Origin of the sequence: Lysinibacillus sp. UGB7 (assembly GCF_049058285.1) — a bacterium.
GTDB classification, from domain to species: Bacteria; Bacillota; Bacilli; order Bacillales_A; family Planococcaceae; genus Lysinibacillus; species Lysinibacillus sphaericus_B.
This window is the reverse complement of sequence record NZ_JBMGUV010000002.1, coordinates 219,634-242,340: the sequence shown is the minus strand read 5'-3', so window position 1 is coordinate 242,340 and position 22,707 is coordinate 219,634. Positions and strand designations below refer to the sequence as shown.

General features: G+C 37.4%; 24 protein-coding genes. 7 read left to right on the top strand and 17 right to left on the bottom strand.

Translation table 11 applies throughout. The features are described 5' to 3' along the window. Nucleotides 1-175: 175 nt before the first annotated feature. On the top strand, nucleotides 176-1,144 hold the full coding sequence (locus tag ACOMCU_RS03515) for an asparaginase (protein WP_421049467.1): 969 nt from the start codon (nucleotides 176-178) through the stop codon (nucleotides 1,142-1,144). Nucleotides 1,145-1,172: 28 nt separating this feature from the next. Here ACOMCU_RS03515 and ACOMCU_RS03510 read toward each other — a convergent pair whose 3' ends face one another. From ACOMCU_RS03510 to ACOMCU_RS03480, 7 genes are all read right to left on the bottom strand, one after another. Next, nucleotides 1,173-2,714 (bottom strand): aminotransferase class V-fold PLP-dependent enzyme, encoded by a 1,542-nt coding sequence (locus ACOMCU_RS03510; protein ID WP_421049466.1) that lies wholly within the window; start codon nucleotides 2,712-2,714, stop codon nucleotides 1,173-1,175. Between the two features lie 4 nt (nucleotides 2,715-2,718). Continuing rightward, complete coding sequence (locus tag ACOMCU_RS03505; RefSeq protein ID WP_010858786.1) at nucleotides 2,719-3,279, bottom strand: glycerol-3-phosphate acyltransferase; 561 nt, start codon at nucleotides 3,277-3,279, stop codon at nucleotides 2,719-2,721. A 174-nt stretch (nucleotides 3,280-3,453) separates the two neighbouring features. Next, a complete protein-coding gene (locus tag ACOMCU_RS03500) occupies nucleotides 3,454-4,416 on the bottom strand; it encodes a YpdA family putative bacillithiol disulfide reductase (protein ID WP_010858785.1) in 963 nt (320 codons plus the stop codon). 158 nt (nucleotides 4,417-4,574) lie between these two features. Next, nucleotides 4,575-5,330 carry a metallophosphoesterase gene (locus tag ACOMCU_RS03495; protein ID WP_010858784.1) on the bottom strand — a complete coding sequence of 252 codons (756 nt, stop codon included), beginning with the start codon at nucleotides 5,328-5,330 and terminating at the stop codon, nucleotides 4,575-4,577. Between the two features lie 158 nt (nucleotides 5,331-5,488). Beyond that, nucleotides 5,489-6,208, bottom strand: a complete 720-nt coding sequence (locus tag ACOMCU_RS03490; protein ID WP_010858783.1) for a LysM peptidoglycan-binding domain-containing protein — start codon at nucleotides 6,206-6,208, stop codon at nucleotides 5,489-5,491. A gap of 86 nt (nucleotides 6,209-6,294) precedes the next feature. Further along, nucleotides 6,295-7,737: a RecQ family ATP-dependent DNA helicase gene (locus ACOMCU_RS03485; RefSeq protein ID WP_010858782.1), complete on the bottom strand. Its 1,443-nt coding sequence runs from the start codon at nucleotides 7,735-7,737 to the stop codon at nucleotides 6,295-6,297. Further along, the gene (locus ACOMCU_RS03480) at nucleotides 7,738-8,766 is read right to left on the bottom strand and encodes a helix-turn-helix domain-containing protein (protein WP_010858781.1); all 1,029 of its coding nucleotides are present in this window, start codon (nucleotides 8,764-8,766) and stop codon (nucleotides 7,738-7,740) included. A gap of 105 nt (nucleotides 8,767-8,871) precedes the next feature. Here ACOMCU_RS03480 and ACOMCU_RS03475 point away from each other — a divergent pair, with 105 nt between their 5' ends. After that, nucleotides 8,872-9,120 (top strand): ferredoxin, encoded by a 249-nt coding sequence (locus tag ACOMCU_RS03475; protein WP_004232564.1) that lies wholly within the window; start codon nucleotides 8,872-8,874, stop codon nucleotides 9,118-9,120. Between the two features lie 388 nt (nucleotides 9,121-9,508). Continuing rightward, nucleotides 9,509-10,291 carry an enoyl-ACP reductase FabI gene (locus tag ACOMCU_RS03470; protein WP_010858780.1) on the top strand — a complete coding sequence of 261 codons (783 nt, stop codon included), beginning with the start codon at nucleotides 9,509-9,511 and terminating at the stop codon, nucleotides 10,289-10,291. A gap of 348 nt (nucleotides 10,292-10,639) precedes the next feature. Here ACOMCU_RS03470 and ACOMCU_RS03465 read toward each other — a convergent pair whose 3' ends face one another. After that, nucleotides 10,640-11,845, bottom strand: coding sequence for an MFS transporter (locus ACOMCU_RS03465; RefSeq protein WP_421049465.1), 1,206 nt, complete (start codon nucleotides 11,843-11,845; stop codon nucleotides 10,640-10,642). Nucleotides 11,846-12,481: 636 nt separating this feature from the next. On the opposite strand from ACOMCU_RS03465, the gene ACOMCU_RS03460 reads away from it, so the two are divergent. Beyond that, nucleotides 12,482-13,306, top strand: coding sequence for a methyl-accepting chemotaxis protein (locus tag ACOMCU_RS03460; RefSeq protein ID WP_010858778.1), 825 nt, complete (start codon nucleotides 12,482-12,484; stop codon nucleotides 13,304-13,306). Between the two features lie 244 nt (nucleotides 13,307-13,550). Then, nucleotides 13,551-14,096: a GNAT family N-acetyltransferase gene (locus ACOMCU_RS03455; protein ID WP_421049464.1), complete on the top strand. Its 546-nt coding sequence runs from the start codon at nucleotides 13,551-13,553 to the stop codon at nucleotides 14,094-14,096. A gap of 171 nt (nucleotides 14,097-14,267) precedes the next feature. Here ACOMCU_RS03455 and ACOMCU_RS03450 read toward each other — a convergent pair whose 3' ends face one another. From ACOMCU_RS03450 to ACOMCU_RS03420, 7 genes are all read right to left on the bottom strand, one after another. After that, a complete protein-coding gene (locus tag ACOMCU_RS03450) occupies nucleotides 14,268-15,818 on the bottom strand; it encodes a flotillin family protein (protein WP_010858776.1) in 1,551 nt (516 codons plus the stop codon). A 15-nt stretch (nucleotides 15,819-15,833) separates the two neighbouring features. Next, nucleotides 15,834-16,364: a hypothetical protein gene (locus ACOMCU_RS03445; protein ID WP_010858775.1), complete on the bottom strand. Its 531-nt coding sequence runs from the start codon at nucleotides 16,362-16,364 to the stop codon at nucleotides 15,834-15,836. A 190-nt stretch (nucleotides 16,365-16,554) separates the two neighbouring features. Continuing rightward, nucleotides 16,555-17,208 (bottom strand): 3D domain-containing protein, encoded by a 654-nt coding sequence (locus tag ACOMCU_RS03440; RefSeq protein ID WP_421049463.1) that lies wholly within the window; start codon nucleotides 17,206-17,208, stop codon nucleotides 16,555-16,557. A gap of 165 nt (nucleotides 17,209-17,373) precedes the next feature. Then, nucleotides 17,374-17,556 (bottom strand): hypothetical protein, encoded by a 183-nt coding sequence (locus tag ACOMCU_RS03435; protein WP_421049462.1) that lies wholly within the window; start codon nucleotides 17,554-17,556, stop codon nucleotides 17,374-17,376. Between the two features lie 18 nt (nucleotides 17,557-17,574). Beyond that, nucleotides 17,575-17,886: a hypothetical protein gene (locus ACOMCU_RS03430; RefSeq protein ID WP_421049461.1), complete on the bottom strand. Its 312-nt coding sequence runs from the start codon at nucleotides 17,884-17,886 to the stop codon at nucleotides 17,575-17,577. Between the two features lie 290 nt (nucleotides 17,887-18,176). Further along, on the bottom strand, nucleotides 18,177-18,380 hold the full coding sequence (locus ACOMCU_RS03425; protein ID WP_219363542.1) for a hypothetical protein: 204 nt from the start codon (nucleotides 18,378-18,380) through the stop codon (nucleotides 18,177-18,179). Between the two features lie 57 nt (nucleotides 18,381-18,437). Beyond that, nucleotides 18,438-18,902, bottom strand: coding sequence for a hypothetical protein (locus tag ACOMCU_RS03420; protein WP_010858770.1), 465 nt, complete (start codon nucleotides 18,900-18,902; stop codon nucleotides 18,438-18,440). Between the two features lie 252 nt (nucleotides 18,903-19,154). Between ACOMCU_RS03420 and ACOMCU_RS03415 the strand changes: the two genes are divergently transcribed. Next, complete coding sequence (locus ACOMCU_RS03415) at nucleotides 19,155-19,421, top strand: hypothetical protein (RefSeq protein WP_421049460.1); 267 nt, start codon at nucleotides 19,155-19,157, stop codon at nucleotides 19,419-19,421. Nucleotides 19,422-19,538: 117 nt separating this feature from the next. On the opposite strand, the gene ACOMCU_RS03410 is transcribed toward ACOMCU_RS03415, so the two are convergent. Next, nucleotides 19,539-20,525 carry a hypothetical protein gene (locus tag ACOMCU_RS03410; protein ID WP_421049459.1) on the bottom strand — a complete coding sequence of 329 codons (987 nt, stop codon included), beginning with the start codon at nucleotides 20,523-20,525 and terminating at the stop codon, nucleotides 19,539-19,541. Nucleotides 20,526-20,539: 14 nt separating this feature from the next. Then, nucleotides 20,540-21,853 (bottom strand): hypothetical protein, encoded by a 1,314-nt coding sequence (locus ACOMCU_RS03405; RefSeq protein ID WP_421049458.1) that lies wholly within the window; start codon nucleotides 21,851-21,853, stop codon nucleotides 20,540-20,542. Between the two features lie 298 nt (nucleotides 21,854-22,151). Between ACOMCU_RS03405 and ACOMCU_RS03400 the strand changes: the two genes are divergently transcribed. After that, nucleotides 22,152-22,661, top strand: coding sequence for a hypothetical protein (locus ACOMCU_RS03400; RefSeq protein WP_010858766.1), 510 nt, complete (start codon nucleotides 22,152-22,154; stop codon nucleotides 22,659-22,661). The last annotated feature ends 46 nt before the right edge of the window (nucleotides 22,662-22,707 follow it).

The following is a 22,707-nucleotide window of genomic DNA, read 5'->3' as shown; positions in this document are numbered from 1 at the left end:
GCTAGCTTCCTTCATTCCTATCAAAATCCGTGACATTTGCCGGTGGCTATATCTTCCTTCAGTGTTCTGTGGCACACTGCGCATTCGCCACAAAATACATCTACTGTGTGAAGATAGACTGTAATTATTATACCATGTAATGACAAAAAAGATTTTAAAAAGGAGATTTTATTTTATGAGAAAAACAATTTTACTAATTCATACTGGCGGGACAATTTCCATGGCTATGAGTGCTGAAGGAGCCGTCATGCCAAACAAAGAAAATCCGCTTATGAAAGAGAGTAATAAGCTCGATGCCCTTGCATCCATTATAGAAATGGAGGCCTTTAACCTCCCGTCACCACATATTACGCCAAACGAAATGCTTAGTTTACGTAACTTAATTATGGAAAAAGTTTCAGCTGCCCCAATCGATGGCGTAGTCATTACACATGGTACAGATACCTTAGAAGAAACGGCCTACTTTTTAGAGTTAACGACGAATTTGCATATCCCTATCGTATTAACAGGTGCCATGCGTTCGTCCAACGAAATAGGCGCAGATGGAATCTACAATTTAGTTGAAGCTGTACGTGTCGCAGTGGATGACGAAGCGTGTGATAAAGGTGTGTTAGTTGTCATGAATGACGAAGTACACCTTGCAGTCAATACAACGAAAACGAGTACAAGTTCAGTCAATACGTTCCAATCACCACAATATGGACCGATTGGCCTCATTACTAAAACACGCATTTTGTTTCATCATGCCCCCATTCGTCGTCATTATGTAGACGTCCATTCGTTATCAAAACGAGTAGCCATGCTAAAAGTATATGCTGGGATGGAAGTTGATTTACTTGATGTTGTGCTGGCCTGTCAATATGACGGTGTCGTTTTAGAAGGACTCGGTCAAGGCAATGTTCCACCAGCAGTTGTCAAAGGCATTGAAAGTCTATTAGAACGCGGTATACCAGTCGTACTCGTATCCCGTTGCTTTAACGGCATTGCAGAAGGTGTCTATGGCTACGTTGGTGGCGGCAAGATGTTAGAAGACTTAGGTGCACTTTTTGCAACAGGGATAAACGGGCAAAAGGCAAGATTAAAATTATTAATCGGTCTAAATACAGTAGGAGCACCACTAAACCTAAAGGAATTTTTCCTTTAAATACAATGTATTCAACATTTACGTCAGCTTATGCAACTACGATTTGCTCATAAAAGCGTAAAATTTCATGCAATTTTACGATCGCTTCCTCATAATCGGGCTGAATAACCGAAAGCTGGATTAAATTTCGTTGACGCAAATATTTACTATCACCATGAACAAACAAGCCATTCAATTTTAAATCAGTTGCTAAGTATGCTAGAGCCCCTGGGCAACGCAACGTCATAATCATTGGATAATGTGACGTTGCTAACTGATTGTGCATAAACGGTAGCTGCAGCAATCGGTCAAAGCGTTGCTGTAGTTGCCCGTAACGCGCTGGATAAGCTTGTAACGCCGATTCGACATTCCCAACAAGAACGGCTGGTAATGTAAATGGAACAGTGCCTAGCTGATAATTGGCTAAATCTACATAAGCCGGTAAAGTCGAAGAAGGCTTCGCAAGTTCCTCGGAAAAAACAAACGCTAATCCACTAAGGGCCCCAATCGCTTTACCACTCACGGCTGTTGCCAGATAACATTGTTCTAACGAAAACGGCATCGCGCCAAAGGAACTAATACAATCTACGCATAACTTTACGTCATAACGCTTTGTCAACTGAATGAGTACCTCTAAATCATTACATGTTCCTGTAGAAGTTTCCCCATGCACAGCGACTAACCATTGATAGGCATTTGTTTGTAAATAAGATTCTACGTGATGTTTTTCAAACTTCATTCCCCAATCTTGCTCAATGACATCAAAATCCAATGACCAGCGTTGCGCTTGCTTGCGAAGGCGCTCCCCAAATTCACCATTCGTTAAAATGAGCCCTCGCCCCAGCTGCTGTTCCTTTAATTGTCCGAGCATGACTTCATTTGCCAACGTACCTGTACCTACGAATGTGGCAACAAATTTGGCCGCTGATAATTGCAGCAGCCTGTTTGTCATGCGCTCATACAACGCTTCAAAGGTCTGCGAACGATGGGATAGCTCCGAATACAACATCATTCCTTGCTGCTTCACTGGCCCAGGATAAAATGTATAACTCGCCTTTGCCAGTCTGTGCTGTAAAGACGCTTCAAATTGTTGTCTTGTTAATACCATTGGTAAAAACATTGCAGCCTCCGATCCAACTGCTGGTGCAAATTGTGTGAAACCCATTTGCTTATATAACTTCTCCTCACGAGTCGTACCGGAAATAACGGCAGCGGAATAGCCTTTTTCATAGGCAAAGGCATTCAAAGCTTGTGTTAATTTCAGAAGAACTCGTCCTGTACGATACTGCTTTTTTATGGCAAGCAAGCGAATTTCACATAGCTTACTACAAATATCTTGTGGTAAATATTGCTCCACCTCGCCTATTTTCTCATCAATAGAAAATGGACGTTGATCTCGAAAGGCCAGCATACCGATTAGCTCTATTTCTTTATAAACTACTAAATACGTATTTTCATGATGAAAACGATCAATCTTTCTTCGGTTTGCATTCGGCTCATGTTGGGGAATTTCCTCAACAAAAGTTTCATAATTCAACTGCGCAATAGCATCAAACTCCGCTTCTGTTTGCGCTACTTTACACCAATACATACACTCACTTCCCTCGTTCCAAAGACTCTTTTATATTCGATGAATGCTTAATGAGCATACAGATTATAGCAATTATCAACGGTATGTATACTAGCAAATTGCCTGTCAATACAATTGCTCCTACGTATAAAATGAAGCCACCTATCATACCGAGCGTCAGACTTCTTGTTACAGCAAGCACCATAGCAGTCCCGACAATCATCATTACAAATAAATTGGGGGATAATGCAAGTCCAACACCAATAAAAGTGGCCACCCCTTTGCCGCCATTCAATCTCAGCCAAACCGGATATAAATGGCCGACAATTACAAGGCCCGCCCCCACTACAACTACCCACTCTTCAAAGTGCCATAAACGTCCCAACACAACGACAAGGACACCTTTTACTAAATCACCAAGTAACGTCAATAGAAATGCTGTCTTACCAATTACACTCCCAGCGTTACGAGCACCTAAGTTTTTGCTTCTTTCTTCCTGTAAATTTACACCATATCCTTTTCCAACGAAATAAGCAGTCATAAAGTTTCCAATCCCGTAGCTTAAAAGCCAATATAGCCCAATCATTCTTTCCCCCCCTTGTCGATAGGTGTTTGCTTGCTGGTTTTATCCGACGTTTTGCTGGTTTTATCCGTCACTTCTCTGACTTTATCCGTCACTTTACGCATGTTATCCGTCTAAGCTATCAATAAAGTTAAAGAAAGCTGTATAGGCAGTTCATGCCTATACAGCTTCATGTTATTATTTTCTTTGGGCGATTGCCTTAGCGATGCAATCACCATGGAAACGGCCATTTTCAATGAAGATTTCATTGGCATTATTCCCCGCTGCAATGACACCAGCTATGAACAATCCCTCAATATTCGTCTCCATTGTTTCAGGTTGACAGAACGGACGACCTGACTCCTCGTCAATGGTTACACCCATCGCTCTAATAAAAGAATGATCTGGATGATAACCTGTCATGGCAAAAACAAAATCGTTTTTTAAGATTTCTTCATGACCGTTGACTTCTACTACAACCTCATGGTCACGAATTTCTTTGACATTTGTATTAAAACGCATTGAGACCTCTCCGTTACGCACAATTCCTTCAAACTCTGGTAGTACCCAAGGTTTAATGCTAGGTGAGTACTCCCTACCTCTGTAAACCACTGTTACACGAGCTCCAGCCTTGTTCAACTCTAACGCGGCGTCTATTGCTGAGTTTTTACCGCCTATAACAAGGACATCTGTATCGAAAAATTCATGTCCCTCTTTAAAGTAATGGAACACTTTCGGTAATTCCTCACCCGGAATATCCAAAAAGTTTGGATGATCATAGTAACCTGTTGCAATCACGACATAAGGTGTCTTATACACATCTTTATCTGTCGTTACTGTAAACTCCTCACCATTTCTCACAACACTTCCGACTGCTTCAAAACGGTTCACTTGAATATTTTTCAAACGCACCACTTCTCGGTAATAAACAAGCGCTTGATTTCGTTTTGGTTTCCGTCCCTCAATAATGAACGGCACGTCACCAATGGCTAAACGTTCACTCGTACTAAAAAAAGTTTGATGCGTTGGATAATTGTAAATCGCATTTACGATGTTTCCTTTTTCAATCACAATCGGCTGTAAACCAATATTTTGCAAAGATATTGCTGCTGCTAAGCCACAAGGGCCTCCTCCAACAATAATTGCATCTACTTGTTGCATTGTTTGACACTCCTATCAAAATTGCACCAGCGTATTTTTCGCTGACGCTTCAGTTGCCCGCATAGCACATTCCTATTTGCGATACATCTGCTGTTAGTGGGTAATTCTATAAATCGACGATTATCTACATTATACGCCTTCCACACCTTTTTAGCTGTTTATTTACCCGAAATTTCAATGTCAATTATATGACATTGTGGTTTTGCGCCAAGGCGAAATGGTAGTAATGTTGTCCCATAGCCGTTACTCACAAGTGTCATCACACCATCACGCTCGCGATAAGACCCATTTGGATGCACACCATACGGACCAAGTCTAATTTGACCACCATGTAAATGACCACCCATCATTAAATCTGCTCTATATTTTGCACGTACACGGGCAAAGACACCAGGGTTATGCGAAATAAAGACCACTAAATCCTTCTCATCAACTTTTTCAAATGCTGCATCAAAGCTATATTTTTTTGTAGATGTATCTTCAATGGCACTTAACCAAAAACGATTTTCCTGGGGAAGTAGGATAGCATCATTGGCTAAAATGGTCACGCCATGTTGTTGTAAAATATTACGGAGTTGTTGCTCACCAACTTCTCTGTCATTATTCCCCCAAACAAAATAGGTAGGTCCTAGCGGTGTCAATAAATCGAGGTTCTCATGGATACGTGAAATAGGTGTACGGCTATCTGCAAAATCCCCACCGATTACGACTGCATCAAATGGGCCATTTAACTGTTCAATCATTTGACGGTTAATTTTTCGTAAATGCGTATCAGATATAAAAAATAATCGAATATTTTCTTGTTTACCCTTCAACACTAGTTGATGATGTAAAACATTGTTTTCATACGCAACCTTCCACATATAGAGCAGGAAGGCGATGACTACTAAAAGAAATACACCGATATAAATCATCTCTTACTCCTCCTAACGAAAGCAAAAAGACGATTCGTTTTATGAAGAATCGCCTTTTCACTAAATCAAACGTCCGCCTTAGCCTTACTTGGTGTTGACGTTTGTCCATTATTTTATACTAGAAAAACATCATTGCCAATGAATGACACTTGTTTTCCTTATGGTAGTTTAATAACCTGGCCAACTATGACTGTGTCGGAAGTCATGCCGTTTGCTGCACGGATTTTTGCAAGCGTTGCTTCACTACCATTTCCGTAGTGATTCAATGCAATACGATATAGATTTTCATTTGCTTTGACTGTGTGTGTACTTGCTTTTGCCGCAGCTTCTTCTGCTTTACGTGTTTGCTCGGCCTTCTTCGCTGCTTCCGCTTTTCTTGCCGCCTCAGCCTGTTGCTGTGCTAATTTAGCCTCTTCTGCTTTTTTAGCTTCTTCTGCTTTTTTCGCATCTTCAGTAGCCTTTTGTTGAGAAGCTAGCTTCTCAGCGTCTTTCTTTGCTTGCTCTTTTGCTTCTTCATTTGCTTTATTATCTTTTTCTTCTTTATCCTTTGAATCTGATGCCGCAGAAGCTTTTGCTTCATCTCCCGACTTGTCAATCTCAACAATAGAATCCATGGAATCTTTTTCGGCTTCCTCAATCGTTTTACCAGGTTCATAGAATTTCACCAAATAGATTAATATCGTTAATGGGATTAGTATAAAAATTACTAAAAGAATGGTCATTAACGGCGTTTTACGTTTCGTATTTTTTGGCTTCTTGTTAGTGCTTCCATTTTTGGTCATTCTTGAAACTCTGGATAGATTTTGCTGCTCTTGTTGTTCTTCTTCAAATGATTGACGATGTTCTTCGATTTTATCACGATAGTCTTCTTTACTCATTCGTCCGTACCCCCAACCTTACTACGCTTTCTATCATTCTATTATGACGAATTTTGCGAAAAAAGTAAATGACCGTCAATTATAGTCTAAAAGCCCATTAAGAGTTGTTTTAATCGACTTTCCCAAGATATCATTTCTACTTTTTTCTTTTCCTTTAAGCGTTCTTTATTGATTTCATCATAATGGATTCCACAATTTTCACAACAGTTTTCAGGCTTTTCCTGCAATTTTTGCCCAAAATACCCGACTAACTGTGCACGAATACAGTCTTTTGTCTGAGTAATTTTTAACATTTCATCAACTGCTTGATATTTTTCTAGTACCAATTGATTTAGACGTGCTTTCACTTGCTCCACAGACTCCTGCTGTAACCAGTATGCGAGTACCCGAAAGGCCGTCTCACTCAGCTCTCCATTTTTTAGCATTTGCGATGGTTGCACATGCTGCATAACAAGCTCTTGGTAACGATCTACATGACTGGATGACGGTAAATCGCCTGTCACGACAAATTTAGCAAGCTCTTCGTCCCCATCACAATACAGTAGAATCGCAAGTGCAGGCTCACCATCACGTCCTGCTCGCCCAATCTCTTGCATATAATTGGCGACATTCGCTGGCATTGTTTCATGGATTACCTGACGAATATCTGACTTATTGATTCCCATGCCAAAAGCATTGGTAGCCACAATCCAGTCCAGCTCTCCGTCAATAAACTGCTGCTGAATAAACTGACGATCCTCTGCCCCATAGCCGGCATGATAAGCAGCCACACGTATCCCCGCCTGTGTAAATGCTTCACTGTATTGTTCCGCACGCTTTCGCGAAGACATGTATAAAATACCCGGTCCCGCTGTTTCTTTAATATGCTGCAGTATCCACTTTGCTTTATCTGCACGATCTGCAAATACGACACGCCCCAAAGAAATACTAGGTCGATCCACACTATACATAAATTCAAATGGTGCATTTAGCGATAAAGTTGTTTGAATATCATTGACAACTTTTTGCGTGGCAGTTGCCGACAATGCTAGCACTGGCGGACGTTTTTCTTGTAAAAACCATTCACCAATCCGTAAGTAATCTGGACGAAAATCAAAACCCCACTGCGAAATACAGTGTGCTTCATCGACCACAATTAGGCTTAATTCCATTGTTGCCAGTTTATCTTGAACCTGTTGTTGCAGTAGCATTTCTGGCGACGTAAAAATAAAACGATATTGCTCTAAAAAATGCAGTGCATAACGTTTTTCGTCGAGTGATAAAAATGAATTTAAGGCAACTACTCTTTTTTCCCCCATACGTTTTAATTGCTCCACCTGATCTTGCATTAATGATAATAATGGCGACACAATTAAAACCGGCTTCTGCAACATATATCCTGGTAACTGATAGCAAAGTGATTTACCCATCCCTGTTGGTAACAATGCAATCCCATCTTTTCCAGCAAGGATTGCTTCAATTACTTCCTTTTGTCCAGGGCGAAAAGTTGTATAGCCAAAATATTTCGCTAATGTTTGTTCTAGTTCCATTTATACTTCTCCCTTCGCAAGGACAAGTCTGAGTTGGAAGTAGCTCATCCCTTCAACCACTTCGTGCAATGCCTTTAGTTTTTTTGTTTGATATTGCTTGGATGCCTGCCAAACTTTTTCCGCTTCCTCATATGAGACGAAAGGGCCAATGGAAAAGTTCGGTTCATTCATAGCTATTTCAACTAAATGATCCTCTATCGTACTTTGTTTTAAATTGCGCAACTGGACAATTTGCTCAATCGAATAGCCTTGCTCATATAAATGAGCAGTTTGTTGCGTGGAATCGGTCAGCAACGCTTTAATTCGTAACCCATCTGCTATTTGACCAAGCAGCACATAACGATTGGTCTTGTGTACTTCATTCAATAGTGTATGTAGCAATTCAATAAATGCTAATTGACTATCTAAAACGGTTTCCTTGCGATCACTTGCAAGTTGCTGCCACGTCCAGCCTGGTAAGCCATCACCGCTTAAACGATAGAGAACTAGCTGTTTGTTTCGATCAGATAAAGGCAACACAGCCAGTACCTGTTGACATTCCTCGAATAGCTGTTGTTGCAAATGCCCAGACCGATAGTTATGATTGATCAAGAAAGCACGTACCCACACCTGTACCTGTGGATCTTTGCTAATAGGAGAAAATGAGTGTATATCAGCTCGTTGATACGATAAACTTTGTACAATCAGTGCTAGTCGAGCAACAAACATATGCTCATTGCCTCGGTAATGCCAACCATCAAACAAAAAAGTTGTTGTCTGCTCTGCACGCTGTAAACCTAGCTTTTTCATGGAATAGTGACCAGATTCCTGCATATTTAACCAACTATATTGCAAAAACGTGGAAACGGCCTCATCGAATGTTGCTCGAGGTAACTTTGGAAGTAATCCAAAATAGTTATGTAGCTGAAAGAGTCCAACGTCTTGAATCGTCTGGCCAGAACGTTTCCCTCTTAACACATGATAGGCTGCTGAAACGGTTCGTTCGTTATTGAGCTTCTGAAAAATTTGCAATAAAATTTGATGAAACATTGCAGCAAATTCCTCCAATTTAATAGTATTATGTTGAAATGTAAGATAAACATCTTTAAAATGAGTATGAAGCTTTGTAGGAACATTGTAAAAGGAGAGAAAGAAATGGCTAAATACACAATTGTTGATAAAGATACATGCATCGCTTGTGGCGCATGCGGAGCCGCAGCACCTGACATTTATGATTATGATGATGAAGGTATTGCCTTCGTCATTTTAGATGATAACATGGGAACTGCTGAAGTTCCAGAAGATCTACTAGAAGACATGCAAGACGCTTTCGAAGGCTGCCCAACTGATTCTATCAAGGTAGCCGATGAAACATTTGATGGCGATTCGCTAAAATTCGAATAGTTTTATTCAGCTCCTGTACCACAAGGCATCCTTAATCGGGTGCCTTTTTATTGTAACTATAACCGTGCTCCTTGGTTCTATGCCATATCCACGCAACTCCTATTGTATAAAGTTCATCTCAAACGATTTGAGGTGAATTTTTTTGTTGAAATCTCCAATCGACAATGACTCATTGCGGCTTCGTTTTAACCATTCACCCTATCGCTTATCGTTTCTACTTGAATACTATGGCATTCTGCAAACGTCTGGATAAATTACTGTGTGAACTACCAGTAATATAAAGTTAGACACTCTTTTCAGATTGTTATTGCAACCATAATTTATGTATGATAAGATTTTAGTAGTTGGTACTAATAACAGATATTATTTTGCAAAGGGGTTCTTATAGATGATGGATAATTTATTACAGCTAAAAGATAAAAATATCGTCGTAATGGGCGTAGCGAATGATCGTAGTATTGCTTGGGGAATCGCGAAACGTCTATTTGATGTCGGCGCTAATGTTATCTTCACGTATCGTCAAGAACGTTCATTAAAAAAATTACAAAAACAACTTGAAAATTTTGGTCAACCTGAAGCCTTTATTGTTCAATGTGATGTCAACAGTGACGAAAGCACAAAGGCAGCCTTCGATGAAATCGGCGCTAAAGTTGGCGTTATCCACGGAATTGTACACTCTGTAGCATTTGCTAATGCAGAAGATTTACACAACCGCTTTTTAGAGACAACTCGTGATGGCTATGCATTTGCGCAAGATACAAGTGCTTACTCACTTATCTCAACAGCAAAAGCCGCTCATCCATACATGACCGAAGGCGGTTCAATTGTAACAATGAGTTATCTCGGTGCTGAACGAGTACTTGATGGCTATAACGTTATGGGTGTCGCTAAAGCTGCATTGGAAGCTTCCATGCGCTACCTAGCTGCTGATATTGGTCAAGACAATATTCGTGTCAATGCCATTTCTGCAGGAGCGATTCGCACACTTGCAGCAAAAGGTGTGCCTTCATTCAACACGATTTTACACAAAATCGAAGAAACAGCACCATTAAAACGAAATGTTCAGCAAGACGAAGTGGCAGATATGACAATTGTGATGCTATCTCACCTATCACGTGGTGTTACTGGCGAAACAATCTACATCGACGCAGGCTACAATATTATGGGTTAAACACAAGAAAGCATGTCAGATCATCCTTGGTCTGACATGCTTCTTTTCGTTATAACATTCATTTAACTTTAACCCTTAAAGCATAATCAAAACATCGCTAATACACTTTATCCCAGTAAGAATACACCTACAACAAGTAACAGGATATAAATCATCTTTGTAAATAGTTTTTGAGTAAGCTTCTTAAATAGGAATTGTCCTAAAACTAGACCAAAAAGGACAAGAGGTAGGCATACAAGCTATTCATCCAAACCGTTTTACTTGTACCTTCAATCGATAATTGGAACAGTAAGCTAATCAGGTAGATAAAAATACAGTAGGCTATTGAAGTGGATTTTAATTTAAACACTAATGACCTGTAACCAAACGTTGTTTAGCTATGATTGTCTTTAATAAAAACGATAGCAAACAAGCCACGACTAAAAAGACCGTAATCATGGCTATGACACCTATCCAACCGTAGTGCATCCAGAATATGCCCCCTGCCGTGCCCCCTACACTAGAGCCAAAATAATAGAAAAATAAATACAGAGAAGATGCCTGTGCTTTATCATGAGTGGCACGTTTGCTAACCCAGCCACTGGCAATTGAGTGTGCAGCGAAAAAACCAAAAGTAAATACTGTAATACCGATAATTTTCAAACTGAGCAGACCATTTAATGTCACGAGTACGCCTGCAAACATAATCGCAATCGCCAATAGTAACATTTTTTGTCGTCCATATTTATCTGCTAAACTACCAAACCAAGCTGAACTAAAAGTACCGACCAAATAAATAACAAAAATCCAACCAACAATTGTGGCACTTAAATTATACGGCGGTGCCATCAATTTAAAACCAATATAGTTATAAAGTGTGACAAAGCTCCCCATTAACACAAAACCAATGCCAAAAAGACAAAGCATCGATGGATCTTTTACATGTTGAATAAGCGATGTCGTCAATGCTTTAAATTGCAATGGGCGTGGCGAAAAATGCGTAGAATTCGGTAACATCCATACGAATAGCACACTAATAATAAGGCTAATAATGCCAAGCACAATCATCCCCACTTGCCAGTTATAAAGGTCGGTTAAAGTACCAATAATGACACGGCCACTAAGTCCACCTACTGAGTTGCCACTTATATAGAGACCCATAGCAACACCGAGGCTCTGGGGGTCCATTTCTTCTCCTAAATAGGCCATTGCAATCGCAGGTAATCCTGCAAAAACAACGCCCTGTATAACGCGCAAAACTAGTATCGTTTCAAAGTTAGGAGAAAAAGCTAGTGCTAGCGTCAGTACAGATGCTGCAAAAATAGAAATCGTCATTAATGACTTTCTCCCCCAGGCCTCCGATAAGGAGCCTACAATGATCATACTAATCGACAGCGCAAATGTCGTCACCGATAAAGAAAGACTTGCAACTGCTGGCGATACATGAAATTCCTCTGCAAATGTCGGTAACAATGGCTGCGATACGTATAAGTTTGCAAAGGTAATAAATCCCGCTAAAAATAGGGCCCAATTTGCTTTGTTAAATGCTTTTGTTCCCTTTTGTATATAATCCATTTCCTTCTCTCCCTATTAACAACCCATTTCTATCTATTATTCTAATACAACATTCTTCAAAAAACACTGTAAGTTGTCAAAAAATAGACAAATATATCTTCTTTCTTCTATTATTCTTAATGATTTTATTTGACATTTTTTAAGTAGGTTCATACAGATCGCAAAATCTGACCAAATAAATATAGATAAAACCGTTTATTTCCACTTCGGGCGAGTGCTTTCCCGCGGGCTGGGCTGGGCCGAGCCGCAGGAGTCATCGCCCTCTGTTCCAATCAACTAAATTCATATGTAACACATGCTAAAATAAATTGTTGAGTTGATGAACCATGATGACAAAGAATCAAGAAACATGAACAACTAGAAAAGTGCAGCTTAATAAAAAGAAGCTACTCGAAAAGTATGTTCAATTTGGTAGTAAAACTTGAGCAAAAGGCATAAAGGAATTCACTCTCGATGCCTTTTGTCGTCAATCTGAACTGTGACTACAACTGTCACAGTTTTTTCAGTAAAAATAATAGACCAACTGTTTTGGCTTGGAAAATTTTGTGTTAGACTGGAAACGATACATCTAGAAATCACTGTATATACAAGTTGGATGACTAGACTATTTTCTTCACCAAAATTGGAGGCGTTTTTATGAGTATTATTGAAGCTTTAGCACTTTCAGCACCTTACATCCATCTTGCTTTAAAAGAAGAAGCCATCGTGGCTGTCGTTGAAAAAGAAAGTGAAACCGTTGTAAAATATTTAGCTGGCAAACGTGTTGACTCAGGTTATCATGATGGGCAAAAAGTAAATGCAAATGATCAAAACGTTTTTATTGCCTTTCGCGGACAAAATGCCGATGTCATTATCCCAGAAGACGTATATGGCATTGCCATCAATGCATTTTCATTTCCAATTCGAGAAAATGGCAAAGTCATCGGTGCTCTTGCTTTCGGTCTTCCAATTGATAGCGAGCTCAAGCTCGAAAACTATATGAATACAATGGATAACATTGTAAATAGCTTGCAAGATAAAGTACATACCATTGCCTCACATTCTGAAGAACTAGCTGCAACAAGTGAGGAAATAAACAAACAGGCGCAACATGCCCTTAAAGATTCCGAAAAAACAAATGACGTGACAAATTTAATAAAAAGCATTTCTCGCCAAACAAATTTATTAGGCTTAAATGCATCCATAGAAGCTGCACGTGCGGGACAACATGGCGCTGGTTTTAATATCGTGGCACAAGAGGTTAGAAAGCTGTCATTTGAAACATCTAGTGCCACTGAAAATATTGAAACATCCCTTCGTAACATTAATTCAAATCTCGAAAATTTAAGACAAAATATGGGGCAAATCAACGATGCAACGAATGAACAAGCACAGCTTGTACAAGATTTTAGTGAAATTATCGAAGAGCTAACCATTTTAAGTCAAGATATGAAGAGCTTTATGCATAATGCCCTAAAATAACATGAAATTTCAATCAGTGGGGTTTTTCTTTATCACCCCACTGATTGCTAGTTGAACCAATCGGGCGTTTACGGTCAGTTGTTCGACTTACTTACCGTTAATACGGGATAAAAAGAAACTTCATTCAGTGGGGCTTTCTTCATCACCTCACTGATTGCTAGTTGAACCAATCGGGCTTTAACGGTCAGTTGTTCGACTTTCTTACCGTTAAAGCGGGAAAACCTAAAGAATTGGAGTGAATGGCATGCAAATTACCATTGATCAAGAATTAGCTTTACGAACTGTTGCTGTAGAAGACGCACAAGCAGTTTTTAACCTAACTGATACATCGAGAGAATATTTACGTGATTGGTTGCCTTGGCTTGATTTCACAAAAGAGGTAGCCGATTCCAAGGCTTATATTGAAAGCTGTATCGCAGGCTACGAAGCAAAAAGTAGCCTTTCGCTAGTTATTATTTTTCGTAATCAAATCGTTGGCATTGCGGGCTTTAATAGTATCAATCCTTCGAATAAAATTGCCACAATCGGTTATTGGCTTAGTAAAGACGCACAAGGACATGGCATTATGACAAAAACAGTAAAAACTTTAATGCACTATGCATTTGAAGAACTACAGCTTAATAAAGTAGAAATTCGTGCCGCTGCAGGTAATGTAAAAAGTCGTGCTATACCTGAGCGACTAAACTTTACAACAGAAGGAACGATTCGCGCCGCTGAATGGCTGTACGATCACTATGTTGACCACGTGGTTTATGGCATGCTCGCAAAGGAATGGAAGAAATTATTATAATGGTAGCTAGCACCGATAGACTGACCGTTTTCGCCGCTTTTATATGCATATCGCCGCTAACCATACTACATCGCGATTTAACCTGTTTATTAATACGCTTGTGCACTTAGAAGTTGCAGGCGTACCCTAAAAAAAGCTACCTGACACCGAAGTATCAGGTAGCTTTTTGCGTTATTGTTCAACAGGTTCTTTTATTTCTTCTGTAATCTTAGGCGCTTGTTGTTGCCCTAGACCGACTGCAATTTGCTCAAGCTCGGGACGTAGTGTATGCTTGCCGGCATAGCTTTCAATCAATTCCTTGACGTCAATCCCCGAAGTTTCTTTCAATGATTCCTGAAGTGTTGACATTAAGTTCGTTGCATAAGACGTCACCTTATTGGCACCGCCTCCACCTTCGCCACCGCCAGTATCGACAACTGTAATTTTGTCTATGTTGCCTAGTGGACTTGCCAGTTCTTTCGCATATTCTGGCATCATGCGCACAACCATGTCGAGTACAGCTGCTTGGCCGTAGTATTCAAAGGCTTCGGCAATTTTACGTTTCGCCTCGGCTTCAGCAAGACCACGCAGACGAATAATATCTGCCTCTGTTTCCCCTTGTGCACGTTCAGCATCTGCTTTGGCAACACCGTCTAATCGAATTTTCTCTGCTTCCGCTTTTGCTAACGACTCAATACGATATTTCTCAGCATCTGCTTGTGCAAGCTCACGACTTTTTTGTGCTGCCGCATTTTGTTCCACTGAATAACGATCAGCATCTGCTTTTTTCTTTACTTCCGAGTCATATTGTTTCTCACGACGTAAAATCTCTTTTTCTTCTAACTCAATTTGTTTTTGACGCTCAATAATACGGATTTGCATTTCTTGCTCCGTTACTTCCTGTTTGGCACGGGCTGTTTCAAGCTCATATGCTTGGTCAGCTCGAGCTTTGGCAATATCCTGCTCACGACGGAATTCAGCTACCTTTAATTGATTTTCTTTTTCCGCTTCCGCAATTTCAGTGGCACGCTCTAATTCTGCTTTCTGCGCCTCTTTTGATGCTTCTGCACGTTTAATGCGTGTTTCCTTTTCCGCATCTGCAGTCGCAATATCCGCATCACGTTTCACCTGTGCGATTCTTGGTTTACCAAGTGAATCTAAATAGCCGTTTTTATCGCGTACATCTTTAATCGTAAATGACACAATCACAAGCCCCATCTTTGCTAGATCCTGAGAGGCTACACGTTGAACTTCCTGTGAGAATTTGTCACGATTTTTGTAAATCTCCTCAACAGTCATTGATCCTAAAATTGAACGCAAATGCCCCTCTAATACCTCACGTGCTTCACCTTCACGCTCTGATTTTTGCTTCCCTAAAAACTGCTCTGCCGCTGTTGCAATTTCCGAAATAGAGCCGCCAATTTTAATAATAGCTGTACCATCTGCCATTACCGGAACCCCTTGCTCCGTATACACTTCCGGCGTTGTCACCTCTAACTTACTTGATAATAAACTTAGTGGCTGTCCTTGCTGGAAAATTGGGAAGACAAAAGTACCGCCTCCACGAATAATTTTTATGCGATTCCCTGACTCATCCTTATGTACATTTTTTGAGCCAAGGTAGCTTCCTGTCACAATCAGTGCTTCGTCAGGACCTGCTGTACGATACTTCGTCACATACATTCCCACAATGGCGATTAATATAAATGCTACAACTCCTACTACTATCAAGATGCCTGTCATATTATCCTCTCCTCTTTAGATAAATTTCTTTTCATAGGCTCTCACAAGGAGAGTACCTTCTTTCACTTCCACAATAAGTACCGTCGTATCATAGTCGATTGTCTCATTGTCAAAACCCACTGCCCGCTTTGAAATCATGCCACTCGCCGTCTCTATCACAACTTCCCCAAAGCCGTCTGTTGGGATGGGTACGATAACCCTCCCTAATTGACCACCAAGCGATTCTTCCGTATAAGCTAACGAGACGTCAGCCGATTTCAGCGGAACAAGAATAAATAAATAAAATAGTACACTTAAAATAATTCCGATGATAATTGCAGCAACGATGTTCCATCCGCTAGAAAATAAGGCTAGTTTCTCTAAAATAAAGCCTGCTGCTGACATCATCGTGATGAATGATAAAATCACACTTGGGTTTAAAATCGGTAGTCCATCGCCAATGCCTTCCACAGCATCTCCAAAAAACATGAACAAAATTGTAGCAAGACCAGCGAATATTAACACCACTAAATAAATCTGTTCAAGTGAGTAGCCAAATAGCGTCAAGTTGTTCACCTCTTTTCATCGTATTACCTACTATACGGATAAACCTCACGGAAAGTTTCGAAATATTTTACATTTTTCAAAAATAGAAGGGTATGATTATAAAACTTCATATTTTAAAATATTTTACCATTTTTATATAGTGACGAAATTTCGATATTTTATCTGTTGATTTTCACTACTCTATGTATGATTACTTTGTTATTTTAGTTGAATATTCGACAACACGTAATTGAACATTATGTCTACCGTATCGTGTTGCAACTCTTTCTGATTCAACAAGAATATCTAATTTGAAACCTTTGATGGCACCACCTGTATCAGCAGAAATGGCTCTAAAAGATTCATAGGGCGTGTTAATTTCTACAATTGTTCCTAATGGGATTACAGTAGGGTCAACCGCAACAATCCTTAAGCCGTTATAGTGAATCGTTTCACGAACATTAATACCAGTTGCTGTTATTCCACTACAGCCTGTGCAATCAGAACCGTAGTAGGAAGCATTAAATTGCATCCACTTTGTTTGATTGGAATTAGGATTCGCCTTAATCTTGTTTTGACTCCCGATTAATTGTTTATTGTCTGTTTTATATGTATCCTTATTTAGTTGCTCTTTTTGTATTCTTTCCTCAAGCTTCAACCGTTGTATTTCTAGTTGTCTTTGTAGCCTTTCTTCCTTTAATTGAAGTGCTTTACTACGGATCTTTGGTACCGCAGCCTCAAACTTACTCTTTGCAGAATTTTGAATTACTCCTTTAAAACTATGGCTATTTTTGTTGTCATTGTCATCTTCGTCTGAAAAAATAACAGACATAAAAAATAGTGATACTATGAATATAAAAATCACTTTACCTGCCTTCATAAAACACCTGTAATTCTTCATTATTTCAAGTTAAACATGATTATCATCGACCTAGCTTTATCACATCAACACAATGAGGAATTTAACCTTTTTTAATTAATTTATCTAAAATTATGTATTACCTATAAAATTTTATGTAATGACTCATGATTAACACTTATAAAAGTCTATTTTTTTTAAAAATGCCTCAACAGATTTTATCGCTTCTATTTCTAAATGCTCCATTTCCTTTGAAATGATCAAATTTATATTCCCCATTTCTTGGTAAGCTAAAGCCATCGCATAACGATCAATTTTACTTCTATTCGAATTACCCTCTTTGAAAGCTTTCACATAACCCCCTACCCTTCGTTACAAATTAAATGGTTGTTTTTTGATGATTTGTTTGTCAACCTCTGTCATGAGTTCATTAAGTTTTTGTATTGTTTTTTCTTTCTCTGACTGAAGTTGATTTTCTAGTAGGGCCTGCTCACGCTTATGTTCTAATTCCAAGAAAGTTAATTCTACTTGCTTTGAAATATCCACTAACTTTATTTGAAACTCTTTACTTTTTCGCAAAAATTCTTTCATAGTAGATTCATTTTCAAAAACTTTTCCTTGATTTATAGCTCCGAAAATATAGCCAAAATCTAACACCAATGCCTTTAGTACTTTATGATCCATAGTCGCTCCAACTTTCATCCTTGTTATTTTGTTGCTAAAATCTTTGATACAATTTAATTCTTTGATACAATTATTATATTTTTAATTATTTCATCTAAATAGTTCTGTGCAGATTTCTTTGAATGGAATTTTGGGGAATAATTAAAATTATCTTTTGTATGTATTAATAACCACCTACTTTGCTTTGAATCTTTTATTATTATATATTTCCTTAGAGAATTGCATATATATCTCCATTCACACCTCTCTTTTTTGATTATTTCATGCAAATTATATAGTTATTCTTCACTTCATCCTTTCATTAAGTCTAAAATTTGTTTATCTCCAATCATCCCCTGGACAACTCTCTTAATACCATTAGTTTTTAACAAATTAAAAGTTTCTAACTTAGCTATGTAAATTATTGCAATTGCTTCAGCATCAATATTGCTCACCCTTCCTTTCGATTGTCCTATTATTTCAGATGCAAATTCTTTAACTAAAACTTTTTCCACTTTGTCACCACCTTTAAATAATTTTTAGCACGACATATCATTATTCTTTTCGTGGCTTTAACTTATCCTCTCTAAAATTTTATGTGTTGGATAATTGGTATTTAAATATTCTTTTAGACTTTTTAATGAAGTAATACTATCATCATTAATCGACTTTCTTAATAGCCCATTATATAAATAAATTATATTTTTAAGCTCTACAACACAATAAATATTATCCTGACTGTCATCTAATTGAATTAAACTATCATACTGGATATCGATATCCTGTGCTTTTTGATAGATAAATTTTGTATCATTAAGCTCTTTCATTAATTCTATTTCCTCCTCATTCGATGTATCCATAAGGATTAAACTAGAAACTGAGCTGTCCATACATGTACATTCAAGAATACGACCTCCCTCATCTCGTAGAATGACATTTGTAATACCACCGTTAAAATCTTTCATTAACTCATCTGAGATATTTCTATCTTTGTAAATAACTAGTTCTAAAATAGCTGTTGTTTGTATAGCATCCACATTAAAACCTCCTAGTATTACACTGTTCCATAATCTTCTAACTTATCCTAGCTATTTTTCTTAACCTATTAGATTTGTTCTTATCTTATCACGAACAGACGTTCGTTTTCAAGTTTATTTTTAGAGAATATTTACAATTTCCCCAACTTTAATTTTTGAATATTTCATTATTTGATTTATAAAGTAAAAACTTATTCAGTGGGAGGTTTGCCCCGTTGACTGGTAGTTGAACCATCGGGCTGTTACGGGCTGTTGTTCGACAATCTAGTTTTACTCGTTGTTTTCTTTCCACGTGGGGTGGGTGGTGGCTTACTGACCGTTACTGCAGGATATAGTGAAACTTCTTTCAGTGGGGGTTTTGCCCCATTATTGGTAGTTGAGCCAATCGGGCTGTTGTTCGACAATTTAGTTTTACTCGTTGTTTTCTTTCCACGTGAGGTGAGTGGTGGCTTACTGACCGTTACTGCGGGATATAGTGAAACTTCTTTCAGTGGGGGTTGCCCCATTATTGGTAGTTGAACCAATCGGGCTGTTGTTCGACGATCTAGTTTTATTCGTTGTCTTCTTTTTACTTGAAGGAGTCGTATTACTGAAAGTTACTGCGGGAAAAACAAAAAAAACTGGTATTCACCAGTTCTATAACTCTATATTAAAATCTCCATAATTCATTTTCATAAAATCAAAATCTAATTTATGTTTGAGTATAGAATAACTTACATACTTATTATCTTTGTTCACATAACCTGTATCATATTTATTTGCTACTTTTTCTAATAGCTCTTTATCTAGGATTTTCATTTCATTATCCTTTAACAACTCCCATAAATACCACATCATTCCTGAAGTCTGTATCGTGCTGGCTATTAAATTACTATTGTCAAAGATTGATTTGGCTAAATCCAATGCTCTGTTCCCAAAAGATGCTCTCAGTTGAATATCATTGCTGTTTGAATTTGCTTTCTTAAATATATAGGTATTATCAGAAAAGTATTTTTGGCCTTGTTTCGGTGTCAAACTAGTGGATGATATTTTGTCCAATTTTTCAAGTTTCCAATATAGATCCTCGGTTATTTCTATTTTCCTTCTATAGCCTTTATTATTGGTCAACCTTGCAAAGCAACCCCCCTTGTCATTACTCAAATCTTCCATTTTCAAATTTAAAATTTCGCTATAGCCCTCTCCTTTTATCCCCTCAAATAAACATAATAAGAATACCGCATGTCTTTGATCATCAAACAAACGCATGTAAGTAATCAATTGTTCTCTGGTATACCTGACTATGGAAGCTTTATAAATAAATCGGCTACAATATTCAATATCGATTATACTCGGTAACCTTTGTGAACGATTTTCTGTATAACCATTCATAATTGCCCAATCTATATACCTTGAAATAAAACCAATGGAGGCACTTATAGGTTGTGGACTTGGTGATTTTAAACTAAAAAATAATTCTTCCAGTTCCACTTTATTCATATCAAAAATATCTTTATTGTTTTGGTTTTCTATCATAGTTGCTTTATTGAACAGAGATAAATATGTAGTTAAACTATTATCTTTTACATCTAATGATTGTAAATACCATTCTTTTATATCTTTATTGAATACATTATCTTTAAGCATCGTTGTACACCTCGTTATTTAATGAAATCTTCAAATATTTTTTGAAGTCTTTTTCTATTTCGAGCGCTTAACCCACCAAACTGTAGAATGCCAAGCTCCTCCCATAAGGAATTATGGATGGAGAAGTCAATGTGATCTAAGTAATTATTCAAAATTTCAAATGGAATTTTTTCTTCATGCATCCTTGCAGCTAATTCCATATGACCAATAAACATTCTATTTTTAAACATTAATGAATTTTTATCATTTAAACTATCCTTATAATAAGCAAACAGGTACATCATATATTCGTTAATCACTTTAGCTATCTTACCTACGTCTAAACGATTCTCTATTTTAAAGCTTTTATCGATGGCATTTGATAATTCTGAAAAAGTGACCACTTCACCGTATGAATATTTAACATTCGAACTAGAAGTAATTCTTCCTTTTAACTCCCCATCAACCTTTAATTCAATCACAACTTCATCTGATAATTTGTCTTTTGCTAATTCTTGCAGCCTTGGTTTGGGGATAGGGTTAGCTTTTGCCATATCGACTTGCACTCGTTTACATTGAGCCTCTGTCATATTTGAAAAAATAACGATCATATTGCCTGGTAGATCAGTTTTTTTCATGTAAGCATTATAAATAGAAAAAGTACGATGTGCTCCATCTAAAACATCCAGTGTAGTTCCCTCTAACACAGTGAGGGATTTGTCCTTTTCATCATAAAATAATTCTAAACCTTCATTACCTGTACCTACTTTTGCATTGTATCTTAAAGTAGAAGTGATTAAATCTCCATTTAATGTTTGTTTTTCAATCTCACGTAATGATTTTGGATTTAAATTCATCACTTCGATAATTTCATTTTTTAGTTTTTTCTTTTTTGCTTGCCGCTGTATATTTGGGTTATACATAGAAATGCCACTCATCCAAAGTTTACCAATAATTACGTTTGGAATCACAACTGCAAACTCATGATGACCTGTTTTTATAACATGTTCAAAAGTATATGGCAGAGTTATAATGTCTTCATATGGAGATTCTCTTTTATAAAATCTTAATTCTTTGATTTCAGAAAGATTTAACCATTCATTTATCCACTCAATATCACTTTCACCAAATTTTACATTAAGTTGTTCACCCAATAATAATAGTTCATGTAAATTTGTTTCTCTTAGGACATCCTCATCATTAATCATTTCTAAAATATTTCCTATATTAATGTTATATCTATTCAGTTGGATCGATATCTCATCTAAGATTAAATCATTTTGAACTAACAATGGGATTTTAGCTTTAATATCTTCTATTAATAATTCTCTGGTTTTACCAATTTTCAAACAATACACTCCCTTGTTTTTCCATTAAAAATATGATTATTTCAATAGTACCATACGTAAAATTAAAATGTAACTATTATAAATGAATTAATCATATAAACAGTTTTATTTTTGAAACGAAATATTATTTTTAGCAACAAATATTAATTTGTTTATTAAATAGGAAGAAACAATAAAAAATTGTAGATGAAAGGAGTTTAATAAGTGAATTAATTAAAAATATATTGATTTATAAAAAATACCAATTATAATAGGGTTAAGTGTAATCGAATACTTACATACAAGGAGATGACAGTTAATGGCCTTTCAAACAGCTAAAGATTCAAAATATCAACATTTAGTATTATCAGATGAAACGGTAATTAAAGAATTATTGACGTTTAGAGGTTCAATAGATGATACAATGTTAAATGGCAGTCATGGTGTGTGTGCAACAAATACTTTAAAAATGAATACGGATGTAATTAGTTTATTTGCCGATTTAGATGAATTAATGAAAAAGTGTTTAAATGAGGAACAGCTGAAATTACTTGAATACATCGCTAAAGACTATACTAATTATAACATTGGACAGCTTTTAGGGATTCCAGTAAAAACGGTGGGGCGAAGGTTTCATACAATTTGTCTTCAAATAAAACAAGAAAATGATAGACAATGGAGAAAAGTAGTATATACAAAGAAATTGAACTTAAAAACCAAAAGATGTAGTAAATGTAAAGAACGACTACCTGCAACCGACGAGTTTTTCAGTTTAAATAGTAGCAGTAAAGATTTATATCATTCACAGTGTAAGAAATGTAAAAAGTAGCTTCAAAAAATCACTTGGGCGGAAATAGTAGCTTTTTAGATACACT

Excerpts from the sequence above, each read along its gene's own strand:
- ACOMCU_RS03515 (WP_421049467.1), top strand. The coding sequence starts at position 176 with ATGAGAAAAACAATTTTACTAATTCATACTGGCGGGACAATTTCCATG.
- ACOMCU_RS03510 (WP_421049466.1), bottom strand. The coding sequence starts at position 2,714 with ATGTATTGGTGTAAAGTAGCGCAAACAGAAGCGGAGTTTGATGCTATT.
- ACOMCU_RS03505 (WP_010858786.1), bottom strand. The coding sequence starts at position 3,279 with ATGATTGGGCTATATTGGCTTTTAAGCTACGGGATTGGAAACTTTATG.
- ACOMCU_RS03500 (WP_010858785.1), bottom strand. The coding sequence starts at position 4,416 with ATGCAACAAGTAGATGCAATTATTGTTGGAGGAGGCCCTTGTGGCTTA.
- ACOMCU_RS03495 (WP_010858784.1), bottom strand. The coding sequence starts at position 5,330 with ATGATTTATATCGGTGTATTTCTTTTAGTAGTCATCGCCTTCCTGCTC.
- ACOMCU_RS03490 (WP_010858783.1), bottom strand. The coding sequence starts at position 6,208 with ATGAGTAAAGAAGACTATCGTGATAAAATCGAAGAACATCGTCAATCA.
- ACOMCU_RS03485 (WP_010858782.1), bottom strand. The coding sequence starts at position 7,737 with ATGGAACTAGAACAAACATTAGCGAAATATTTTGGCTATACAACTTTT.
- ACOMCU_RS03480 (WP_010858781.1), bottom strand. The coding sequence starts at position 8,766 with ATGTTTCATCAAATTTTATTGCAAATTTTTCAGAAGCTCAATAACGAA.
- ACOMCU_RS03475 (WP_004232564.1), top strand. The coding sequence starts at position 8,872 with ATGGCTAAATACACAATTGTTGATAAAGATACATGCATCGCTTGTGGC.
- ACOMCU_RS03470 (WP_010858780.1), top strand. The coding sequence starts at position 9,509 with ATGATGGATAATTTATTACAGCTAAAAGATAAAAATATCGTCGTAATG.
- ACOMCU_RS03465 (WP_421049465.1), bottom strand. The coding sequence starts at position 11,845 with ATGGATTATATACAAAAGGGAACAAAAGCATTTAACAAAGCAAATTGG.
- ACOMCU_RS03460 (WP_010858778.1), top strand. The coding sequence starts at position 12,482 with ATGAGTATTATTGAAGCTTTAGCACTTTCAGCACCTTACATCCATCTT.
- ACOMCU_RS03455 (WP_421049464.1), top strand. The coding sequence starts at position 13,551 with ATGCAAATTACCATTGATCAAGAATTAGCTTTACGAACTGTTGCTGTA.
- ACOMCU_RS03450 (WP_010858776.1), bottom strand. The coding sequence starts at position 15,818 with ATGACAGGCATCTTGATAGTAGTAGGAGTTGTAGCATTTATATTAATC.
- ACOMCU_RS03430 (WP_421049461.1), bottom strand. The coding sequence starts at position 17,886 with ATGGATCATAAAGTACTAAAGGCATTGGTGTTAGATTTTGGCTATATT.
- ACOMCU_RS03410 (WP_421049459.1), bottom strand. The coding sequence starts at position 20,525 with ATGCTTAAAGATAATGTATTCAATAAAGATATAAAAGAATGGTATTTA.
- ACOMCU_RS03400 (WP_010858766.1), top strand. The coding sequence starts at position 22,152 with ATGGCCTTTCAAACAGCTAAAGATTCAAAATATCAACATTTAGTATTA.